Source organism: Chitinophaga arvensicola (assembly GCF_900110835.1).
Classification (GTDB): Bacteria; Bacteroidota; Bacteroidia; order Chitinophagales; family Chitinophagaceae; genus Chitinophaga; species Chitinophaga arvensicola.
In genome coordinates this window covers 163311-181128 of the sequence record NZ_FOJG01000002.1, presented here as the reverse complement: position 1 = coordinate 181128, position 17818 = coordinate 163311, and the positions used below count along the sequence as shown (strand labels likewise).

The 17818-nt window shown below is 48.5% G+C and carries 14 protein-coding genes; 7 read left to right on the top strand and 7 right to left on the bottom strand.

Going from position 1 to position 17818, the window contains the following annotated elements; genetic code table 11:
- Positions 1–6: 6 nt before the first annotated feature.
- Positions 7–1491 carry an arylsulfatase gene (locus tag BMW79_RS18000; RefSeq protein ID WP_089897055.1) on the top strand — a complete coding sequence of 495 codons (1485 nt, stop codon included), beginning with the start codon at positions 7–9 and terminating at the stop codon, positions 1489–1491.
- Positions 1492–1532: 41 nt separating this feature from the next.
- Here BMW79_RS18000 and BMW79_RS17995 read toward each other — a convergent pair whose 3' ends face one another.
- The gene (locus BMW79_RS17995; RefSeq protein WP_089897054.1) at positions 1533–2282 is read right to left on the bottom strand and encodes an ABC transporter permease; all 750 of its coding nucleotides are present in this window, start codon (positions 2280–2282) and stop codon (positions 1533–1535) included.
- Positions 2283–2297: 15 nt separating this feature from the next.
- On the bottom strand, positions 2298–3086 hold the full coding sequence (locus BMW79_RS17990; RefSeq protein WP_245752577.1) for an ABC transporter ATP-binding protein: 789 nt from the start codon (positions 3084–3086) through the stop codon (positions 2298–2300).
- A gap of 248 nt (positions 3087–3334) precedes the next feature.
- Here BMW79_RS17990 and BMW79_RS17985 point away from each other — a divergent pair, with 248 nt between their 5' ends.
- On the top strand, positions 3335–5764 hold the full coding sequence (locus BMW79_RS17985; protein ID WP_143059206.1) for an ABC transporter permease: 2430 nt from the start codon (positions 3335–3337) through the stop codon (positions 5762–5764).
- A gap of 2 nt (positions 5765–5766) precedes the next feature.
- Here the strand turns inward: BMW79_RS17985 and BMW79_RS17980 are convergent, their stop codons facing one another.
- The 5 genes from BMW79_RS17980 to BMW79_RS17960 all read right to left on the bottom strand — a co-directional run bounded on the left by BMW79_RS17980 (position 5767) and on the right by BMW79_RS17960 (position 10666).
- Positions 5767–6402 carry a response regulator transcription factor gene (locus BMW79_RS17980; RefSeq protein ID WP_089897052.1) on the bottom strand — a complete coding sequence of 212 codons (636 nt, stop codon included), beginning with the start codon at positions 6400–6402 and terminating at the stop codon, positions 5767–5769.
- Positions 6403–6412: 10 nt separating this feature from the next.
- The gene (locus BMW79_RS17975) at positions 6413–7192 is read right to left on the bottom strand and encodes a sensor histidine kinase (protein ID WP_089897051.1); all 780 of its coding nucleotides are present in this window, start codon (positions 7190–7192) and stop codon (positions 6413–6415) included.
- Positions 7162–7800, bottom strand: coding sequence for a hypothetical protein (locus BMW79_RS17970; protein ID WP_089897050.1), 639 nt, complete (start codon positions 7798–7800; stop codon positions 7162–7164). Before BMW79_RS17970 ends, BMW79_RS17975 begins: the two co-directional genes overlap by 31 nt.
- A gap of 23 nt (positions 7801–7823) precedes the next feature.
- Positions 7824–8372, bottom strand: coding sequence for a hypothetical protein (locus BMW79_RS17965; protein WP_089897049.1), 549 nt, complete (start codon positions 8370–8372; stop codon positions 7824–7826).
- A gap of 92 nt (positions 8373–8464) precedes the next feature.
- Entirely contained in the window at positions 8465–10666 is a 2202-nt protein-coding gene (locus BMW79_RS17960; protein ID WP_089897048.1) for a B12-binding domain-containing radical SAM protein, read from the bottom strand.
- Positions 10667–11016: 350 nt separating this feature from the next.
- Here BMW79_RS17960 and BMW79_RS17955 point away from each other — a divergent pair, with 350 nt between their 5' ends.
- From BMW79_RS17955 to BMW79_RS17935, 5 genes are all read left to right on the top strand, one after another.
- Complete coding sequence (locus BMW79_RS17955; protein ID WP_089897047.1) at positions 11017–12273, top strand: peroxiredoxin family protein; 1257 nt, start codon at positions 11017–11019, stop codon at positions 12271–12273.
- Positions 12274–12352: 79 nt separating this feature from the next.
- Entirely contained in the window at positions 12353–12997 is a 645-nt protein-coding gene (locus tag BMW79_RS17950; RefSeq protein ID WP_089897046.1) for a YceI family protein, read from the top strand.
- Positions 12998–13196: 199 nt separating this feature from the next.
- A complete protein-coding gene (locus BMW79_RS17945; protein ID WP_245752575.1) occupies positions 13197–14162 on the top strand; it encodes a cytochrome-c peroxidase in 966 nt (321 codons plus the stop codon).
- A gap of 20 nt (positions 14163–14182) precedes the next feature.
- Positions 14183–16738: a TonB-dependent receptor plug domain-containing protein gene (locus BMW79_RS17940; RefSeq protein ID WP_089897045.1), complete on the top strand. Its 2556-nt coding sequence runs from the start codon at positions 14183–14185 to the stop codon at positions 16736–16738.
- Between the two features lie 18 nt (positions 16739–16756).
- Positions 16757–17551 carry a DUF4397 domain-containing protein gene (locus BMW79_RS17935; protein ID WP_089897044.1) on the top strand — a complete coding sequence of 265 codons (795 nt, stop codon included), beginning with the start codon at positions 16757–16759 and terminating at the stop codon, positions 17549–17551.
- Positions 17552–17818: the final 267 nt, after the last annotated feature.

Genomic DNA, 17818 nt, shown 5'->3' with positions numbered 1-17818 from the left:
AAGGTAATGGTTAAAAGAACTTTGCTGCTCGGGCTACTCGTCCTGCAGGGTATTATTTCAGAGGCGCAAACGCGGAAACCCAATATCATATTCATCTATGCCGATGACATGGGATATGCAGAAACAGGCCCTTATGGTCAACAGAAGATAAAAACCCCGCACCTCGACCGCCTGTCGGCAGAAGGCATTCACTTTAACCAGTTTTATACCAGTACGCCTGTATGCGCACCAGCCCGCTGTATGCTGCTGACCGGCCGGCATGGTGGCCACGCTTATATCCGTGGCAATTATGAAATGGGCGGCTTCCCGGATTCACTGGAAGGCGGACAAATGCCTTTACCGGAAGGTACGGTCACCATTGGTACCATGTTACAAAAAGCAGGTTATACCACGGGCGCCATCGGCAAATGGGGATTGGGAATGTCGTACAGCACCGGCGATCCAAAACGCCAGGGCTTCGACTATTTCTACGGCTATCTCGATCAGAAGCAGGCACACAACTACTACCCTACCCATCTCTGGGAAAATGGTAAAACGGATCCACTGAATAACACCTATATCAATGTACACCAGACTTTATCGCCAGCTACCGCCACAGATGCGGATTTCGATAAATTTAAAGGGAAGGATTATGCCGTAGATGAACTGACAAAAAAAGCGACCCGCTTTATAAAAGACCATCAGAAAGACCCTTTCTTCCTTTATCTTCCTTACACCATTCCGCACATTTCCCTCCAGGTACCAGACAGTGCGGTGAAGGCTTACCTCGGGCAATTCAATGAAAAACCTTACTATGGCCAGCAGGGATACACGCCGCATAAATACCCGTTGTCGGCTTACGCTGCCATGATCACTTACCTCGACTCACAGGTAGGTGTTATCATGAACCTCGTAGCAAGTCTGGGCCTTGACAACAACACTATTATCATGTTTTCCAGCGATAACGGCGCCACTTTCAACGGCGGTGTAGACGCTGCTTTTTTCAACAGCACCGGTGGCTTAAGAGGACTTAAAATGGACCTTTACGAAGGAGGGATCCGGGAGCCGCTGATAGCCCGCTGGCCAGGCAAAATACCGGCAGGCAGGACCTCCGAACTTCCATCCGTGCAATATGACATGATGGCCACTATCGCCGCTATAGCGGGCATTCCGGCGCCGGCGAACGACGGCATTTCATTGCTGCCGGAAATGACCGGCCGCAATGCACAACAAACCGATAGAAAGTACCTCTATTTCGAATATCCGGAGAAGGGCGGCGCTATTGCTATCCGCATGGGAAAATGGAAAGCCATTAAAAACGGACTGAAGAAAAATCCTGCGGCTGCCTGGGAACTATATGACCTCAGTACCGATCGTTCAGAAGAACACGATGTAGCAGCTACGCATGCATCGATGCTACCAGCCTTTGATGAGATTGTAAAAAAAGAACACCGCAACGCACATATCAACGAATGGGAATTTATTAATTCCAAAACAGATAAAGGAAAGTAAGTATCGCGCCGGGATGTTTCATGAAGCATCCCGGCGTTTGTTTATTTATTTTCCCACTTAAACCACTTCACACCCAATACTACAAACATAATGGTGTAAGCAACAGCTGCCAATAACGCATAGGTGGTTTTAAATGTCCAGGCAGATGGTTCCAGGCTGGCCGCCAGTATTTCCCGCACCACACCATAGGGCGACCAACTCATGATCTCCTGCGTTTCTTTACCCAGCAAGCCCAGTTCTCCGAACATACCAATCATGATGAAGATAAAATAAACCAGGCGGGTGATAGAGTTCACCGTTTCCGGGTTTTTAAACCTTCCCACAATAGCCTGCCCCAATCCCAGGTATACGGCGCCTCCCAGTAAAGACATCAGCAAGCCAGCAATATAACCCAACGGCGACACATGAATATGATCGATGTAGTAGCCACCTATAAATACCAGCAACGTCATGACCATGATCATCGCGATCTGCACCAGCAGGCGGCTGATCATAATTGTCCAGGAAGATACCGGCCCTACGCGGAGCCGCTGAAATACGCCCCGGTCGCGGTCGCGCGCAATGGCATTGGAATAACCCATCAGTCCGATGCTGGTAAGACCGATGGTAATACAGGACGACAGTACAAACACGCCCCCCAGCTTATCTACCAGCCCTTTCCAGGATACCAGAATGATAAGCGGTACAATCAGCACCAAACGGAAAGAACGGCGGTTACGCCATAGCGTGGTAAAATCGGCACGCAGCAAAGCGGCCATCACAGTAGTATTTTTTGGTATTCTTGTTTCCATGTTGATAGCGTGAGGTTATGAGCGTACAGCCGTGCCAGTTAATCCGATAAACACATCTTCCAAAGTAACTTTTCCTTTCCGGACAACCTTCAATACCTCCGGATCATGCAAATGCTTTTCTATTAAGGCTGCCGGTGTATCAATAGCGATAATACGGCCATGATCAATAATAGCAATACGGTCGCAAACCGCTTCGGCTTCTTCCATGGAGTGAGTAGTAAGTAATACCGCATGTCCGTTGTTGCGGAAATATTCAATTCTTTCCCAGAGCTGGCGCCGCGACTGCGGATCCAGACCGGTAGTAGGTTCATCCAGCAACACCAGCTGCGGATGATGGATAGTGGATATCAACAGCGATACCCGCTGTTGCTGCCCACCGGAAAGCTGCGCAATCTTTTTGCCGGCAGCATCTTCCAGGTTAATCGCAGCCAGCTTCTCCCGGATAGTATCCTCTCCCAGCTCCACCCCGTAAATACTGGCAAAAAGCCGGATAATCTCCCCGATGGTAAGCTCCGGCTGAAAGCTGGTAGCCTGTAATTGTACGCCCATATTGGCACGGGCGTGCAATGGCTTCTCCCGTGTATTAAAACCCGCTACGGTGATCTGTCCCGAAACCGGCTTCAGCAACCCTTCTATAGCACTGAGCGTACTCGTTTTACCAGCGCCGTTAGGCCCCAGCAAACCAAAAATCTCCCCGCCATATACGTCGAATGACACGTCTTTCACCGCTTCAAAAGCACCATAACGGATATGCAGCGCTTTCACATCGAGAATGGGCGCATTGTCCCCTTGTTGATTCATCATCATTTCTACATTGACGACCGAAAATACAACAACCCCGGCGATCCCCGTTCGTAAAAAGGCAAAGGCCACCGAAAAAACGGTAAACGGAGCCGTTAAAACGGTGAAACCGGTTTTTCCTCCCTCTTTCCCGGATTACAAACGTCCGCTATCGTCAACAATTGTTCAAAACCGGACAATCCACCATACCCATAAACATTGAACATAAACAACTTACGTTTCTGACCTGCTTTTTGCGCTATCTTTCTGTTATGATAAACAGCTACCTGAAAACAACCTTTCGCAGCATTACCCGTAAACGAACATTTACCATCCTGAACATTGCAGGATTAGCCACCGGTATTGCTGCTGCATTGATTATTTTCCTGGTGATCAGCTATGAACGCAGTTTTGATAGCTATCATGCGGCGGCGGACCGGATTTACCGTGTAACCACCAACGTTATTAACCGCAGCAACGGGGAGGTAACGTCCAGGCTGAGTAATGTTAACTGGGAAATGGCGGATAAAATGAAGTCCGATTTTCCGGCAGTCGACAAGGCAGCTCTCATTTCTTTCCAGGGCGGCGCACAGATGTATGTGCCCTCCAAAGGAACCAGCGATGAGAAAAAATTCAAACAGACAGGCATCTTTTATACCACCCCTGATTTATATAATATCCTCGATTATACCTGGCTGGCTGGCAATGCCGCCGGTTTAAACGATCCACACACCGCTGTAATTTCAGAAAAAACCGCGCGGGCCTATTTCGGAGATGTCCAGTCGGCCGTTGGCCGCACCATACTGATGTGGTCTTACCGGGTCCCTTTCCAGGTAACAGGCGTATTTAAAGACCTGCCCACCAACACAGATCTACCCGTGGAAGTGGGATTGTCCTATAATGTATTGAAAACATTGACCCCGGATCAATTCCTGCCGGGCAGCCCCTGGGAAACCAGCCAGGGCTATGCGCAATGCTTCGTGCTGTTAAAAGACAACGCGCAGCGATCCTCCATTACAGCAGGACTGCCCGCCTTTGCGGCGCGCTACTACAAAGCCAGCACCACCCAGCTTGCACAATTACAATTGCAGCCGCTATCTGCCATGCACATGGATAAACGTTATCACAACTTTATTACCGGTAACCTATCCTCCAGGGAATTGTGGGCGCTGGCGCTGATAGGCTGTTTCCTGCTGCTGGTGGCCTGTATCAATTTTATTAACCTGGCCACCGCGTTATCAGTAAACAGGGCGAAGGAAATAGGCGTGCGGAAAGTACTGGGCAGTAACCGGGTACAGCTGTTCTCCCAGTTTCTGCTGGAAACCGCCGTGATTACATTATGTGCTATTGCGGTGGCCATCATTATTACCATTATAGCATTACCTTATACCGGGCAGCTGATCGACCGGGAATTATCTTTATCCTTACTAAACTCCCCTTCCCTATGGGCGGCGGTATTGGGTTGCGCGGTGCTGGTCACCCTGCTGTCCGGCTTCTATCCGGGGATGATTGTTTCCGGTTTCAACCCGGTAACAGCACTGAAAAGCAAAATCAGTATCAAATCGACCGGCGGCGTGTCATTGCGCCGGGGACTGGTGGTGTTCCAGTTTGTAATTGCGCAACTGCTGGTAATAGGCACGCTGGTAGTGGTAAAGCAGATGGACTATATAAGCCATCAATCGATGGGATTTAATAAGGATGCAGTAGTGCTGGTGAATCTGCCGAGCGACAGTACCTTAAAACTGAAATATGAATATCTTAAAACCAGCATGAGTGAATTACCAGGGGTGAGTGCAGTGAGTCTTTGTACAGACGCGCCTACGGCCGACTGGATTTTCCTACAGGATTTTTATTTCGACTCCCAGCCGGAGAAAGCACCATTTAAAATAGGTGTTAAACCGGGCGATGCAGATTTCTACCGCACCTTCGACATCAAGCTGAAAGCAGGCAGGCTCCCCTATCCCAGCGATACACTGAGGGAAATTGTTGTGAATGAAACCACGGTAAAAAAACTGGGTCTATCATCTCCGGAAAATATTATCGGTAAAATCCTCACTACCACCGAACACCAAAGTTTTCCGATAGTAGGTGTTATCAATGACTTCAACAGCAAATCCCTGCATGAAGCCATCACGCCTTTATTTATGGGCTCCCAGAGAGGCGCCTATGAATACATCGCCCTGCGCCTGGATCCCACGAAGATCTCCGCTACCCTGAAAAAAGTGGAGCAAACCTTTACCGGCATCTACCCTACCTACCTGTACGACCTCTCTTTCGTTGATGAGCGGGTGCAAAGCTTCTACGAAGCAGACGTTATCACCGCCAAATTATTCCAGTTGTTTGCCGGCATCGCGGTGTTCATTTCCTGCCTGGGGTTGTACGGCCTGATCTCCTTTATGGTTACCAACCGCACCCGCGAAGTGGGTATACGCAAGGTATTGGGCGCATCGGTCAACAATATCCTGTTCCTTTTTTCGAAAGAATTTATGCTACTGATCGGGATTGCCTTCGTGATTTCCGCACCATTAGGCTATTACTTTATGCAGGGCTGGCTGTCCGGATTCTATTATCATACGGCGATAGGCGCTGGCATCTTTGTTTCCGCTATTGTTTTATCATTGCTGATGGCATGGGCAACGGTGGGCTACAAGGCGTTGAAAGCGGCATTGTCTAACCCGGTAAAAAATTTACGGGAGAACTAGTTTTATAAACTCACGAGTTGTCTGCGTAAGGCCTCCAGGACCATACCGGTGCGGCTTTGCACATTCAGTTTGTTAAACAGGATTTCCCGGTATCCATCTACCGTACGTTCAGTAACATTCATTTTAGCGGCGATGGCTTTGTAGGTCAGATCGCTGCAGGCGAGATGGAGAAACTCCCTTTCCCGTTCTGTCAGGGTTTGTTTTTGTTCTGATTGCAGCAACAGGCGGCGATAGTTCACGTTGGACGCATCATTGTAATACTGTCCGGTGCTGTGTATTTCCGTCAGGGCTTTTTCCAGTTCTGTGGGGTGTATATCTTTCAGGAGATAGGCACAGCAACCGGCTTTCAGCATTTCTATGATCGTGGCGTCGTTGTCTTTCATCGACAGGGCCACCACTTTTACCGTGGGATATAGTTTTAATACAGCCGCAGTGGTGCTGGCGCCATCCATAACAGGCATGTTCACATCCACCAGCAAAATATCGGGTGGCGATGGCAGTTGCGCCAGTTTTTCAAGCAATTCCTTTCCATTCATGGCTTCCGCTACAATCTGAAAGCCGGCGAAGCCGCCAACCAGTAAACTGAGTGATTTCAGGAACAGCTGGTGATCATCTGCAATACCAATGTTGATCTTCATAAACAAAAATTTATTCCAGGGGTAATGTTATCAATACGGCGGTACCACCAGCGGTGGTGACTTCCCAGCGGATATCGCCGCCGAGAAGATTGGTACGGTGCTGCATATTCCGGATGCCCATCCCTTTAGACGACATACTGGCTTTATCAAAGCCCGATCCATCATCGGCGATAATCAGGATCAGCTGTTGCGCAGCTACCCTGATACTGATATCAATGACTTGCGGACGGGCGTGTTTGATACAATTCTGGATCGCTTCCTGGATAATACGAAACAGGATGATCTGTGGTTCTGCCTGGAGGGGCAATACCATCAGTTCATGGGTAAACGTTATTTTAATCTCCCTGCTGGAGTTAATTCTCTCTACTTCTGTTTTCAGATTGTCGATCAGGCTGAACTGATCCAGCCATTGACGGCTAAATGATTTGGAAAGCGCCCGCAGGTGCTGGATAGCGGTACTCAGGGTATTTTCCGCTATCTGCAGGGTATCGGGAATTTCCTTCATGCTCCGTTGGGTAACATTGATCAGGAGCTTGGTGCTGCTCAGCAACTGGCCGATATCGTCATGCAGTTCCTGGCCGAGATGGGCAAAGGCTTCTTCCTGCATTTCAATCTGGGACCACATAAGCTGTTTGTCGTAATCTTCCTTCATTAGTTTAAGCTGATGTAAATATGCATCCTGCTTCTTTTTATAACTTATTACCGCCGCCACTACCACCAGTCCCATGACGATAACGAGCAACGAAATAAAAATAACAGCTACAAAGAGATCCTGTTTGACCGGAAACATACGACGCCTTTTATCAGCATAATATACAACAGGTAATTGGATAATGAGTTTAATACCCTGAAAAAGTGCCTGGCCCGGGTGGTATCATTTTCCAGGAGCAAATTATAAAAGGCATTTACGCTCACAGAAGCTGCGAAATAAATAAAGAATGCAAGGGTTAACCAAAAAACAGGGTGCCGGAATATAGATGCTTCACTATCCGGGGTTATTGAAAAAAAGGATAAAAGGCACCAGCAGATAACCAGGAAGCTTTCTATGGTGATGTTGATACCGGGAAAGGCCCGCCATCCTTCCAATACAAAGCTGTAGAAAAGGGATACCATACCAAAAACAAAAATGGAAACACCCATTAATAGTCGCCAGCGATAGTCCCTGATCCCTGATCGGAGAATAATTGTAATCAAACTATATTCCAGCACCACAAAAAAATGATACACTATAAAAAAACCTAAACCTTCTGTGCCGATTACTTCTACAATTACTTCCGTAATAATAGAAGCCGCGAGCAACACACTTAATATCTTAACTTCCCTGTATTGCAGGTTAAATAAACTAAGAATAAAGCAGGTTACCAGTAAAAGATAATAAGCATACACCCAACCGTTCATCGGCACAAAAATTTATGTTCAGATTACTTTTTAAATACCAGATCAAGGTCTGCTGTTGCCAGGGGAGAGCCATGACCTTTTAATATTTGAAATAATTGCAGGAATGATCCATCCGGATTAGGTTTACCATTACCTCTTTCTTCCACCTTGGGATCGCCGCCGGCATGCAACATGTTATTATCGGTAACTTTCTGCAGCAATTGTGCATAGCCCACCTGGCCTAATTCTGAAGTCAGACCCTCCGCTACGAGGCTTAATTTGTTGTCTTCTTCAGGAATAGCAAAATGAAAACGAACATATTCACAGCCTTCCTGGCTAAGAATACGCATCAGGGACGCCTTGCTGAAGTCAACGGAATAACTGCCCTGGAATAAAGGGATCAGCTCCGGATTGGCAATTAAAAATTTGTAAAAATTGTTCAGCATTCCAAAATACGCCGCCACAGTAATGGGCATTCCATAGGTAGCAGGTTCTCCCGTAAATGGCATCTGGTAGGCTAGCTGCTCAGGTGTAGGGTTCAGGTGGCCCTGGTCATTACAGCCATAGCCAGCAAGGGACATAAGATCACTCATGATAGGTCAGTTTAGTGGAAACAAATATTTGACTTTTTCTTCATGACTGATACCGGGAATTTCCCCGGTAAGCATTTTTGCCGTTTAAAACACTACAGCTTCAACAATCCAAGTTTGTGCAGGGTGTTCACCGGCTTGTTGTCCCAGAAGAGCTCAAAGTCGTCCAGACCAGCCGCCTCATAACTATCTTTCACTTCCTGCAACGTCCATGTTTTCACATTGGCAACAGCCAGTTGCCGGAGTATCTGCGTAAGCCACACCCCTTGCGGCGGTTGCACACTAATATTGACTTTCTCTTTCTTGCTCTGGAAAGTTAAGGAAGACATCTCCCAACTGGCTCCTTTCTTTGATTTGGTAATAATTTCCATGGCCGGCTGTTTGCCCAGGTACACTACTTTAGAGGTGGGCTTCACCGTGCCCGCTTCTTCCTCCATCAGTGCGTTCACGATAAAGTCGGGATGCACACTGGTTTTCGGCACTTTGAATTCAAACCATTTCGATAGCGGGAAATCCAGGCAGGCGCCATGCATGAAATTCAGCAGCGATTTTTTTAATCCGTAGCTGAAAGATTCGTGGTCGGCCCCCGTAGGATCAATATGCATAATATCGTTATTGGCAAAAGCGCCGATCTCTTCTGTTTCCTTTTCTACATTAAACTTTGCAGGCTCCAATCCAACAGGACTGTGAGCGGTCATGGTAAACTGGTGCCAGAAGGCAGATTGCAGGATCCCGGCCTGGAACATCTGCCGCACCATTTCCAGCGCATCAATCGTTTCCTGTGCGGTTTGTGTGGGAAATCCATACATCAGGTATGCATGTACCATGATACCGGCTTCCGTAAAATGTCGGTTTACACGGGCCACCTGCGCTACCGTGATGCCTTTCTGTATCAGTCCCAGTAAACGGTCGGATGCTACTTCCAGTCCACCGGAAACGGCAATACAGCCCGAGGCTTTGAGCAGCAGGCAAAGATCCCGCGTGAAACTTTTCTCAAAACGGATATTTGTCCACCAACTGACGGTAAGCTTACGGCGGATAATTTCCAGCGCCAGGGCACGCATCAATGCGGGCGGCGCGGCTTCATCCACAAAGTGAAATCCGTTTTGCCCCGTTTGTGCAATGATGGTTTCCATCCGGTCGCACAGCAGGGAGGCCGTAATCGGTTCGTATATTTTTATGTAGTCGAGCGAGATATCGCAGAACGTACATTTACCCCAATAGCAACCATGTGCCATGGTGAGCTTATTCCAGCGGCCATCGCTCCAGAGGCTGTGCATGGGATTCACCACTTCGATGGCGGAGATGTATTTATCGAGTAACAGGTCGCTGTAATCCGGCGTACCAAGTTGCGCCTGTTTATAATCGTGCGTGGCTTTGCTGTTAACGTAAGTCACTTTCTCTTCTGTGAGCAGAAAGGTACGTTTCAGTTCTTCTGCCGTTTTCTTTCCTTCGAGGAACTGCAGCAGGTTTTCGATGGGCGCTTCTCCATCGTCGAGTGTGATGAAATCCACGAATTCAAATACACGGGCATCTGCCAGTGAACGCAGTTCCGTATTGGGAAAACCACCACCCATGGCCACTTTCACGGCAGGATAATGTTGTTTCACCCATTGTCCGCAGCGCAATGCCGCATACAGGTTGCCGGGAAACGGCACCGAAATGGCCAGCATAGCCGGTTGCACCTGCTCCATGTGTTGCGCCAGTAATTCCGTCAGGATACTGTCTATATAAGTATAATCCGCCTGGAGTGCGGCATAGAGTTCATCGAAGCTATTGGCAGAGCGACTGAGCCGTTCTGCATACCGGCTGAAACCAAAATGGGGATCCACGCATTCCATGATCAGGTCTGACAGGTCTTCCAGGTACATAGTGGCCAGGTGTTTGGCTTTATCCTGCGTACCCATGGAACCAAAGGCCCAGTTCAGATCATCCAGCTGCGCAAAACGGGAGGCTTCGGGTAAGTAATCGCGTTTACAGATGAGATGTGCCAGGGTAGGATTTTTTCCCTGTAGAAATAAAATAACCGCGTCGATAGTTTGTATGTAATCTTCCTGTAATACCAGCATGCGGGCAATATTCTCTGAAGCTGCCATCGGCGGCGCTGCAGCAATATGCGCAAACAACTGTTCCAGGCCCTGTTTTGAAAATAAACGGAGTGTTACCTCTATACCCAGATCTGACTGGAAGGAAGTAATATTTTTTGTATTCAGAAATCCTTTCAGGTAAGCAGTGGCCGGATACGGCGTGTTCAACTGGGTAAATGGTGGTGTTATTAAAAAAACAGAATTACTCAAGTCAGGTTATTTAAAGCGCAAATTTAGTTCTTTTTTAGGCAGAATAGTGTAGCAGCGTGGAGTGTCCGGCAGTTAACCGGCAAAAGCCGCGTCTCCTTCCAGGCCAATAACAAGCTCTCCGGATATAACTTTTCCCCGAAACCTTTTACTATACCCACTTTCTTATTAGTCTACAAAATTTATAGACTTTTATTTGGAAATAATAAAAGACCCCTTTATCTTTGTTTCACCACCACTGATAAAGCCACCACTCCATCAGTACTTCACCACCAGTTTTATTTTGTAGCATCCGCTCGTCGCCCCACCAGGACCGGCAACGTCTTGCATTGTTCAACCAATAATTTACAAACATGAAAACGTCCAAACACTTATTTTTAACCGGCCTGATGGTGGCAGGATTATTCAGCAACAACTCATTTGCTGCCCCTAAAAAACCATTTGTAAAACAAGGTATCTGGAGAGGCGTATTTACCCTGAGCGAAGCACAGGTACCCTTTAACTTTGAATTAAAAGGCAAAGACCCCGAGCATGCCGTATTTACACTGATCAATGGATCACGTCGCGACGACTTCCATGTACAGCGCATCGGCAACGATTCCTTATTTATCAAAATGAACACCTATGATGCTGCACTGGTCGCCAAAATTGAGACCGATGGCCGTATCACCGGTGAGTACCGCAGCCTCGTGCCTAACTTCCGGGGCAACGCACTGCCGTTTACCGCAGAACACGGACAAAGCTACCGCTTTGCGGAAGCAGGTACAGAAGCCGCTCCTGCTTACAATATCAGCGGCAAATGGGACCTGAAAATCTACAGTAAAGAACCTACCCCCAACCGCATCGGTTTACTGAAACAGAACGGCAACAAACTCACCGGCGTAGTGATGTCGGTAGTAGGCGACAGCCGCGAACTGGAAGGTACCGTACATGGGGATGAATTTGAACTGTCCGGCTTCACAGGCCCCAGCCCCATCTACATCAAAGGAAAGGTAAATGACGACAAATCACTGACCGGCGAAATCAGTTTAGGTATCTACAACAACATCAAATTTGATGGAGAAAAGAACGCCGCAGCTGAATTACCCGATCCTTACAAACTGACCTACCTGAAAGAAGGTTACAAGAAGCTGGACTTCACCCTGCCCGATCTGGATGGTAAAAATGTTTCCCTCAGCGATGATAAATACAAAGGTAAAGTGGTAATTGTAGAGATCATCGGTACCTGGTGTCCTAACTGTACTGACCAGACTTCTTTCCTGTCGCCCTGGTATAATAAAAACAAAGACCGTGGTGTAGAAGCGATTGCTATCGGCTTTGAACAGAAAGATGATCTGGAGTATGCGAAGTATACATTAGGTAAATTAAAAGAAAAATACAACATACAATATGATATTCTTTTTGGTGGCATTGCTGATAAGAAAGTGGCGTCAGAGAAGCTACCGGCGCTCAACCGTATGATGGCGTTCCCTACTACCATTATAATAGACCGTAAAGGTGAAGTAAGACAAATACATACCGGCTATACCGGCGAGGTAACCGGTGATTATTACAAGGATTATGTAGCGAAATGGAACCAGGATCTGGATGCTTTAATTGCGGAAAAGTAATTTTAACATTAATTTCCGGATCTCGTAAACGCTAATCCGCCCGTCACCCTTAAATTGCACCAAATTTAAACACACACATATGCAACGATTAGCATCACTGTTCTTTATTGGAGGATCTATCTTCCTGATGTCTTTCACTACACCTGCTACTGTCAACAAAGGAGAAAAACCAACCAAAGCCGCTACCGCCCGGAAAGCAACCGTTTTCCAGGTAGACAGTAAAGAGAGCAAATTAAACTGGACCGGTAAAAAAGTAACCGGACAACACGAAGGCACCATCAACATTGCCGATGGCAAACTGGATGTAGACAATAACGTGTTGAAAGGTGGCAGTTTTTCACTCGATACCCGTACCATTGCCGTTACCGATATTAAAGATGCCGGTGGCAACGCAAAATTACTGGGTCACCTGAAAAGCGAGGATTTCTTCTCTGTAGAGAAATTTCCTTCTGCCAACTTTGTTACTACCAGCGTTGTTTCCAAAGGCGGCGGTAACTACGACGTAACCGGTAACTTAACTATTAAAGGTATCACCAACCCTGTTACTTTCCCAGCCACCGTAACGGTAGCCGGCAATAAGCTCACTGCGAAGGCAGCCATCAAAGTGGATCGTACCAAATACAATATTAAATACGGTTCCAAGAGCTTCTTTGAGGGCATCGGCGACAAAGCCATCTACGATGACTTTGACCTGGATGTAACATTGGTAGCTGCTGCCAAATAACTCATTCGTGTTTTCACTACCCCATTATATAATTCCTGGGGAGGACGGGCACTCCCGCCCATCCTCCCGGGAATGCCAATAACCATTTCTTTTTTACAGCCTCCTTACAGCGACACAACACTTTAGTTCAACCAAATATTTTTTTTGCAACCCCCATGTTGCTCCAGGGCATACTATGTCCTTCCTAATTTTTACCACCATGAAGCTGAGAAAAATGATATTCATTTTACTGGGTGTGCTATGTGCCTTCACCATTGTGGCAGGATTCAATACCAGCGCAAAACTGGGCGATCCCCCCACCAGGGCGCAACTCGGAGAGAAGTTGTTCTTTGATCCGTTGTTGTCGAAAGACCGCAGCATCAGTTGCGCATCCTGTCATATTCCTCAATTTGGATTTGCCGATACCGTGGCTTTCAGCCGTGGTATTCATCATACACCCACCAAAAGAAATACACCCGGCATCACCAATCTTTCCGGCCGGCCCAATTTCTTCTGGGATGGACGCGCCGCCACCCTCGAGGAACAGGCGCTGCAACCGATCATCAACCCCGATGAAATGGGACTGCCTATTGAAGAAGCCGTACAGCGGCTGAACGACAATGAAAGCTATCGTTTATATTTTCAGCAGTTATTCAACAGTGCGCCCAACAGCAAAAATCTGCTGCAGGCAATCGCTGCTTATGAACGCACGCTGGAAACGGCCAACAGCCCGTACGACCGCTACATTGCCGGCGATGACAGCGCGCTCACGGCGCCGGCTATACGTGGCCGCCTCCTGTTTATCGGTAAGGCCAATTGTAATAACTGTCATTCGGGAGAAGACTTTACCGCCGACCGCTTCAAGAACATCGGTCTGTTTAACGGGATTACCCTGACCGATGCAGGCCGGTTTGATGCCACGAAAGACAGCTCCCACAGAGGCTTTTTCAAAGTACCCAGTCTGCGCAACGTGGCCGTCACCGCTCCGTATATGCATAACGGTATGTTCAAAACATTAAAAGAAGTCATCGCGTACTACAATGAACCTAACACCATTGTACACGACGGTATTAACCGGGATCTGTCGCTGAATAAACCCCTGAACCTCAGCAAAGAAGAAATGGAAGACCTTGAAACCTTCCTGGTAGCGCTCACAGATGACCGATTCAAAGTAGTACATCATTAACCATAAAATCAACCAAGGGCATGAAAAAAATTATACTGCCGGTCCTCTCTCCACTGTTGCTGCTTTCCGCCACCATCACGGCGCAGGATAAGCATCTGACGGATACTACCAAACAACTCGGCGAAGTACAGATCGTAGGTAGCCGCAGCGCCAACCGCACCAAACTGAACTCGCCGGTACCGGTAGATATCATCGATATTAAATCGCTGCAGGAAGCAGCACCCCAAACCAGTATCACCCAGCTGCTGCAATATGTATCGCCCTCCTTTCACTCGGTGAATGGTACCAATGCCGGCGATGCAGGATCCGCCCTGAGTCTTGCCCAGCTGAAAGGACTCGGCGTGGATCAGTTGCTGGTACTGGTAAACGGAAAACGCCGGCATAAAAGCTCCAATGTCAACTGGGGCGGACTAGGCAACGGCGCCACCGGTTATGATCTCAACTCCATTCCCGCCGGCGCCATAGAGCGCATTGAAATACTCCGGGATGGCGCCGCTGCACAATATGGCTCCGATGCCATTGCCGGTGTAATCAACATCGTACTCAAGAAACAAACCGACGACGTGATTATCAGCAGCACGGGAAGTATACGCCGCCGGGGTGATGGCGCCAGCACCCGCACCAATATCAATTACGGTATTAAAATCGGCGACCGGGGCGGTTATCTGAATGCCACCGCCGAATTTGCCACGCAGGGCATTTCCCTGCAACCCGGCCGCGATGACGCCGGTTTATACAACGGACCAATCTACGGCGGCGGCGCCAATACCCGGGGCTACGATAACATCTATACAAAGGAAATAGACGATGCGATTCTGAAAAGCCGGGGCATAGACAGGCACTTCTTTGATCAACGTGGCGGAGGTTCCAACAAAGCTAAAGATGCCCTGCTATTTTTTAATACAGCCGTTCCAGTTAGTGAACATGCAGAAGTGTATGCCTTCGGTGGTATCAGTCACCGTAACTCCCAATTCACCGCCGTATACCGCCTGCCCGGCTGGACAGAACGCAACAACACCGGGCTATATCCCGACGGTTTCCTGCCAGCCATGGACAACAGTATCACCGACAAATCCATTGCCATCGGACTGAAAGCCCGTGCGGGTGAATGGAAACTGGATATCTCCAACGTATATGGTAAAAATGATTTCGGCAATGTCATCAGCAATTCGCTGAATGCCAGCCTGGGATTAAAAAGCCCCACTACCTTCGACGCCGGTAAATACAATGCTTCACAAAACACGGCCAGCCTCGATATCAGCCGGTACTTTGAGCGCGTACTCCATGGCCTGAACGTAGCCTTCGGTGCACAGTACCGCACCGAAACCTACCAGATCATTGCCGGTGAAGAAGCCTCTTACAGCAAAGCAGATCTGCGCCCCATTTACCGGGTAGACACCTCCGTAAACGGCGTACCTTACCTGGCAGATGGCGGACTGCTGGCACTGAACGGACTTTCCCCCGGATCTCAGATCCACGCAGGTTTCCGCCCGTCTAATGAAGTGAATGTAAGTCGCGCTATCGTAGCCGGCTACCTCGATCTTGAACTGAACGTCACTGAAAAATGGCTGGTATCAGGCGCCCTGCGGGCGGAAAACTTCTCCGACTTCGGTAATGTTACCACCGGTAAAATAGCCACCCGCTATAGCTTTGCCCCCTGGCTCGCCATCCGTGGATCTGCCAACAGCGGCTTCCGGGCGCCGGATCTGGCACAATTCTACTATACGGAAACATCTACCAGCTTCCAGCAGGGACGCGCCATCGACCAGGTAACCGCTTCCAATAAAAATGCCGCTACCAGGGCACTGGGCATCCCTTCCCTCACCCCGGAAAAAAGCACGGGATATACCGCAGGGATCACCTCCCAGCCTGCCAGGAATGTAGAAATCAGCGTAGATGCGTACCAGGTAGATATCAAAAACCGGGTTGGCAATACCGGTAACTTCTCTGCCACAGATCCCAATCTGCCGGCAGATGTACGGGCTCTGCTACTGCAAACAGGTACCACGCAGGCGAAATTCTTTTACAACGCCTTCAGTACACGGACCAGGGGGATAGAATTTACCGGCAGCTACCGCATTCCTTTACATCGCAACAGCCTGCAACTGCTGGCAGGAGGCAACTTCGTAAAGAACGAGGTAACGTCTGTAAATACGCCCAAAGGACTGGAACAATACCGGTATGTCATCTTCAGTGAATCAGAAAAAGCAAGGGTCACCACCAATATACCACAGCAGAAAATCACATTACAGGCGATCCTGAACACCCCCCGGTTTACTTTCCTGGCCCGCACTATTTACTTCGGTTCGGTCACCACCGCCTCCGCGCTCAACGCCAACTTCCCGAGGCCGGATTATTACTTCCAGGAGCTGAAACCTATCTGGGTAACAGATTTTTCCGTGGGATATCATATCAGTAAAGCAGTACAGGTAACCGCAGGTGTCAACAACGCCTTCAACGTACTGGGTGATTATACAGATGCTGCGATTGCCGGGCTGCGGAATCCATCCGTAGTAGGTATTCAGAATGGCAGCGCAGGTATTCAGCCATTTGTGAGATTATATGCGCGTTTTTAATCCTTAAAAAAAGCTATGATGAAAAATAATACCCTCTTCCTCCTGAGCAGCTTTACCATGCTGGCTTTCAGCGCCTGCAACAAAACGGATTACCTGGATGTGAGCGCCGGCGACCGCCCCCCATTGTCGGCCAATATCCGTTTTGCGAATGCACGTATCGCCACAACAGGCATACAGTTCTGGACCTTCACCCAGAAAATCACTACCGATGCGGTGTTGCCGGGAAAGGCTTCTCCTTATGCCGCCACTACTTTCGGGAATGTACAGATCAATTTTACGGAGGGCAACGGCAATGCCTATAAAGCGTCGCGGCAGTTTGGCAACAGCGCCACCTATTCTGCCTCAGGCGGTCCTAACGGGCCTATTGCCGGATACTACCATACTGTGTTTGCAGCATCTGCGAAAAATGATGCGAGCAAAGATACCCTACTCCTTTTCTACGACGACCTCTCCGCTCCTGCCGCCGGAAAGGCCAAACTACGTTTTGTACACCTGGCGCAAGGCATCGGGAATGTAGGACTGAAATTAAAACAGAATAGTACGGAAACTGTGCTTTATACCGCCATTCCTTACGGCAGCGCCGGCGGAAGTAATCTCCAGGGCGGGGCGTACGACAGCGCACCGTTTACCAGCGTAAACGCCGGTACCATTTCACTGGTTGTGAGTGCCGGTGAAAATGCGTTACCGGTAGCAATTGACCAGCAGGCGCTGAGCAATATCACCCTCGACGCAGGAAAAATATATACCGTATTTATCCGGGCCGATAACAAAGGCGTGGTTAGTGCGGGCATCTTCTCTGCGACGGCGTTGTAGCAGACCGCAGCCAGCGGGTGGTAATAGATGGTAGCACCCGGGCAACTGCAGGTCCGGCTACCCGGCATGATGCTTAACAATTGGTCTTTTGCAAAAAAGGTGCCTCCCGTATAGGGAGGCGCCTTTTTTATGGCAAAGTCAGCGATGAAAAAGAATGTGCTTAGCCCCAGTTAAGCCCTATCTAAAATATAGTTCCGCACCATATAACCCATCACTATAAGATAGCTGTTATCTATGTCGGAACTCCTGCTGATGATCTGCTCAATC

Coding starts and splice junctions, on each gene's coding strand:
- BMW79_RS17955 (WP_089897047.1), top strand. CDS start 11,017: ATGAAAACGTCCAAACACTTATTTTTAACCGGCCTGATGGTGGCAGGA.
- BMW79_RS17935 (WP_089897044.1), top strand. CDS start 16,757: ATGAAAAATAATACCCTCTTCCTCCTGAGCAGCTTTACCATGCTGGCT.
- BMW79_RS17985 (WP_143059206.1), top strand. CDS start 3,335: ATGATAAACAGCTACCTGAAAACAACCTTTCGCAGCATTACCCGTAAA.
- BMW79_RS17940 (WP_089897045.1), top strand. CDS start 14,183: ATGAAAAAAATTATACTGCCGGTCCTCTCTCCACTGTTGCTGCTTTCC.
- BMW79_RS17970 (WP_089897050.1), bottom strand. CDS start 7,800: ATGAACGGTTGGGTGTATGCTTATTATCTTTTACTGGTAACCTGCTTT.
- BMW79_RS17965 (WP_089897049.1), bottom strand. CDS start 8,372: ATGAGTGATCTTATGTCCCTTGCTGGCTATGGCTGTAATGACCAGGGC.
- BMW79_RS17995 (WP_089897054.1), bottom strand. CDS start 2,282: ATGGAAACAAGAATACCAAAAAATACTACTGTGATGGCCGCTTTGCTG.
- BMW79_RS17945 (WP_245752575.1), top strand. CDS start 13,197: ATGAAGCTGAGAAAAATGATATTCATTTTACTGGGTGTGCTATGTGCC.
- BMW79_RS17975 (WP_089897051.1), bottom strand. CDS start 7,192: ATGTTTCCGGTCAAACAGGATCTCTTTGTAGCTGTTATTTTTATTTCG.
- BMW79_RS17980 (WP_089897052.1), bottom strand. CDS start 6,402: ATGAAGATCAACATTGGTATTGCAGATGATCACCAGCTGTTCCTGAAA.
- BMW79_RS17950 (WP_089897046.1), top strand. CDS start 12,353: ATGCAACGATTAGCATCACTGTTCTTTATTGGAGGATCTATCTTCCTG.
- BMW79_RS18000 (WP_089897055.1), top strand. CDS start 7: ATGGTTAAAAGAACTTTGCTGCTCGGGCTACTCGTCCTGCAGGGTATT.
- BMW79_RS17990 (WP_245752577.1), bottom strand. CDS start 3,086: ATGATGAATCAACAAGGGGACAATGCGCCCATTCTCGATGTGAAAGCG.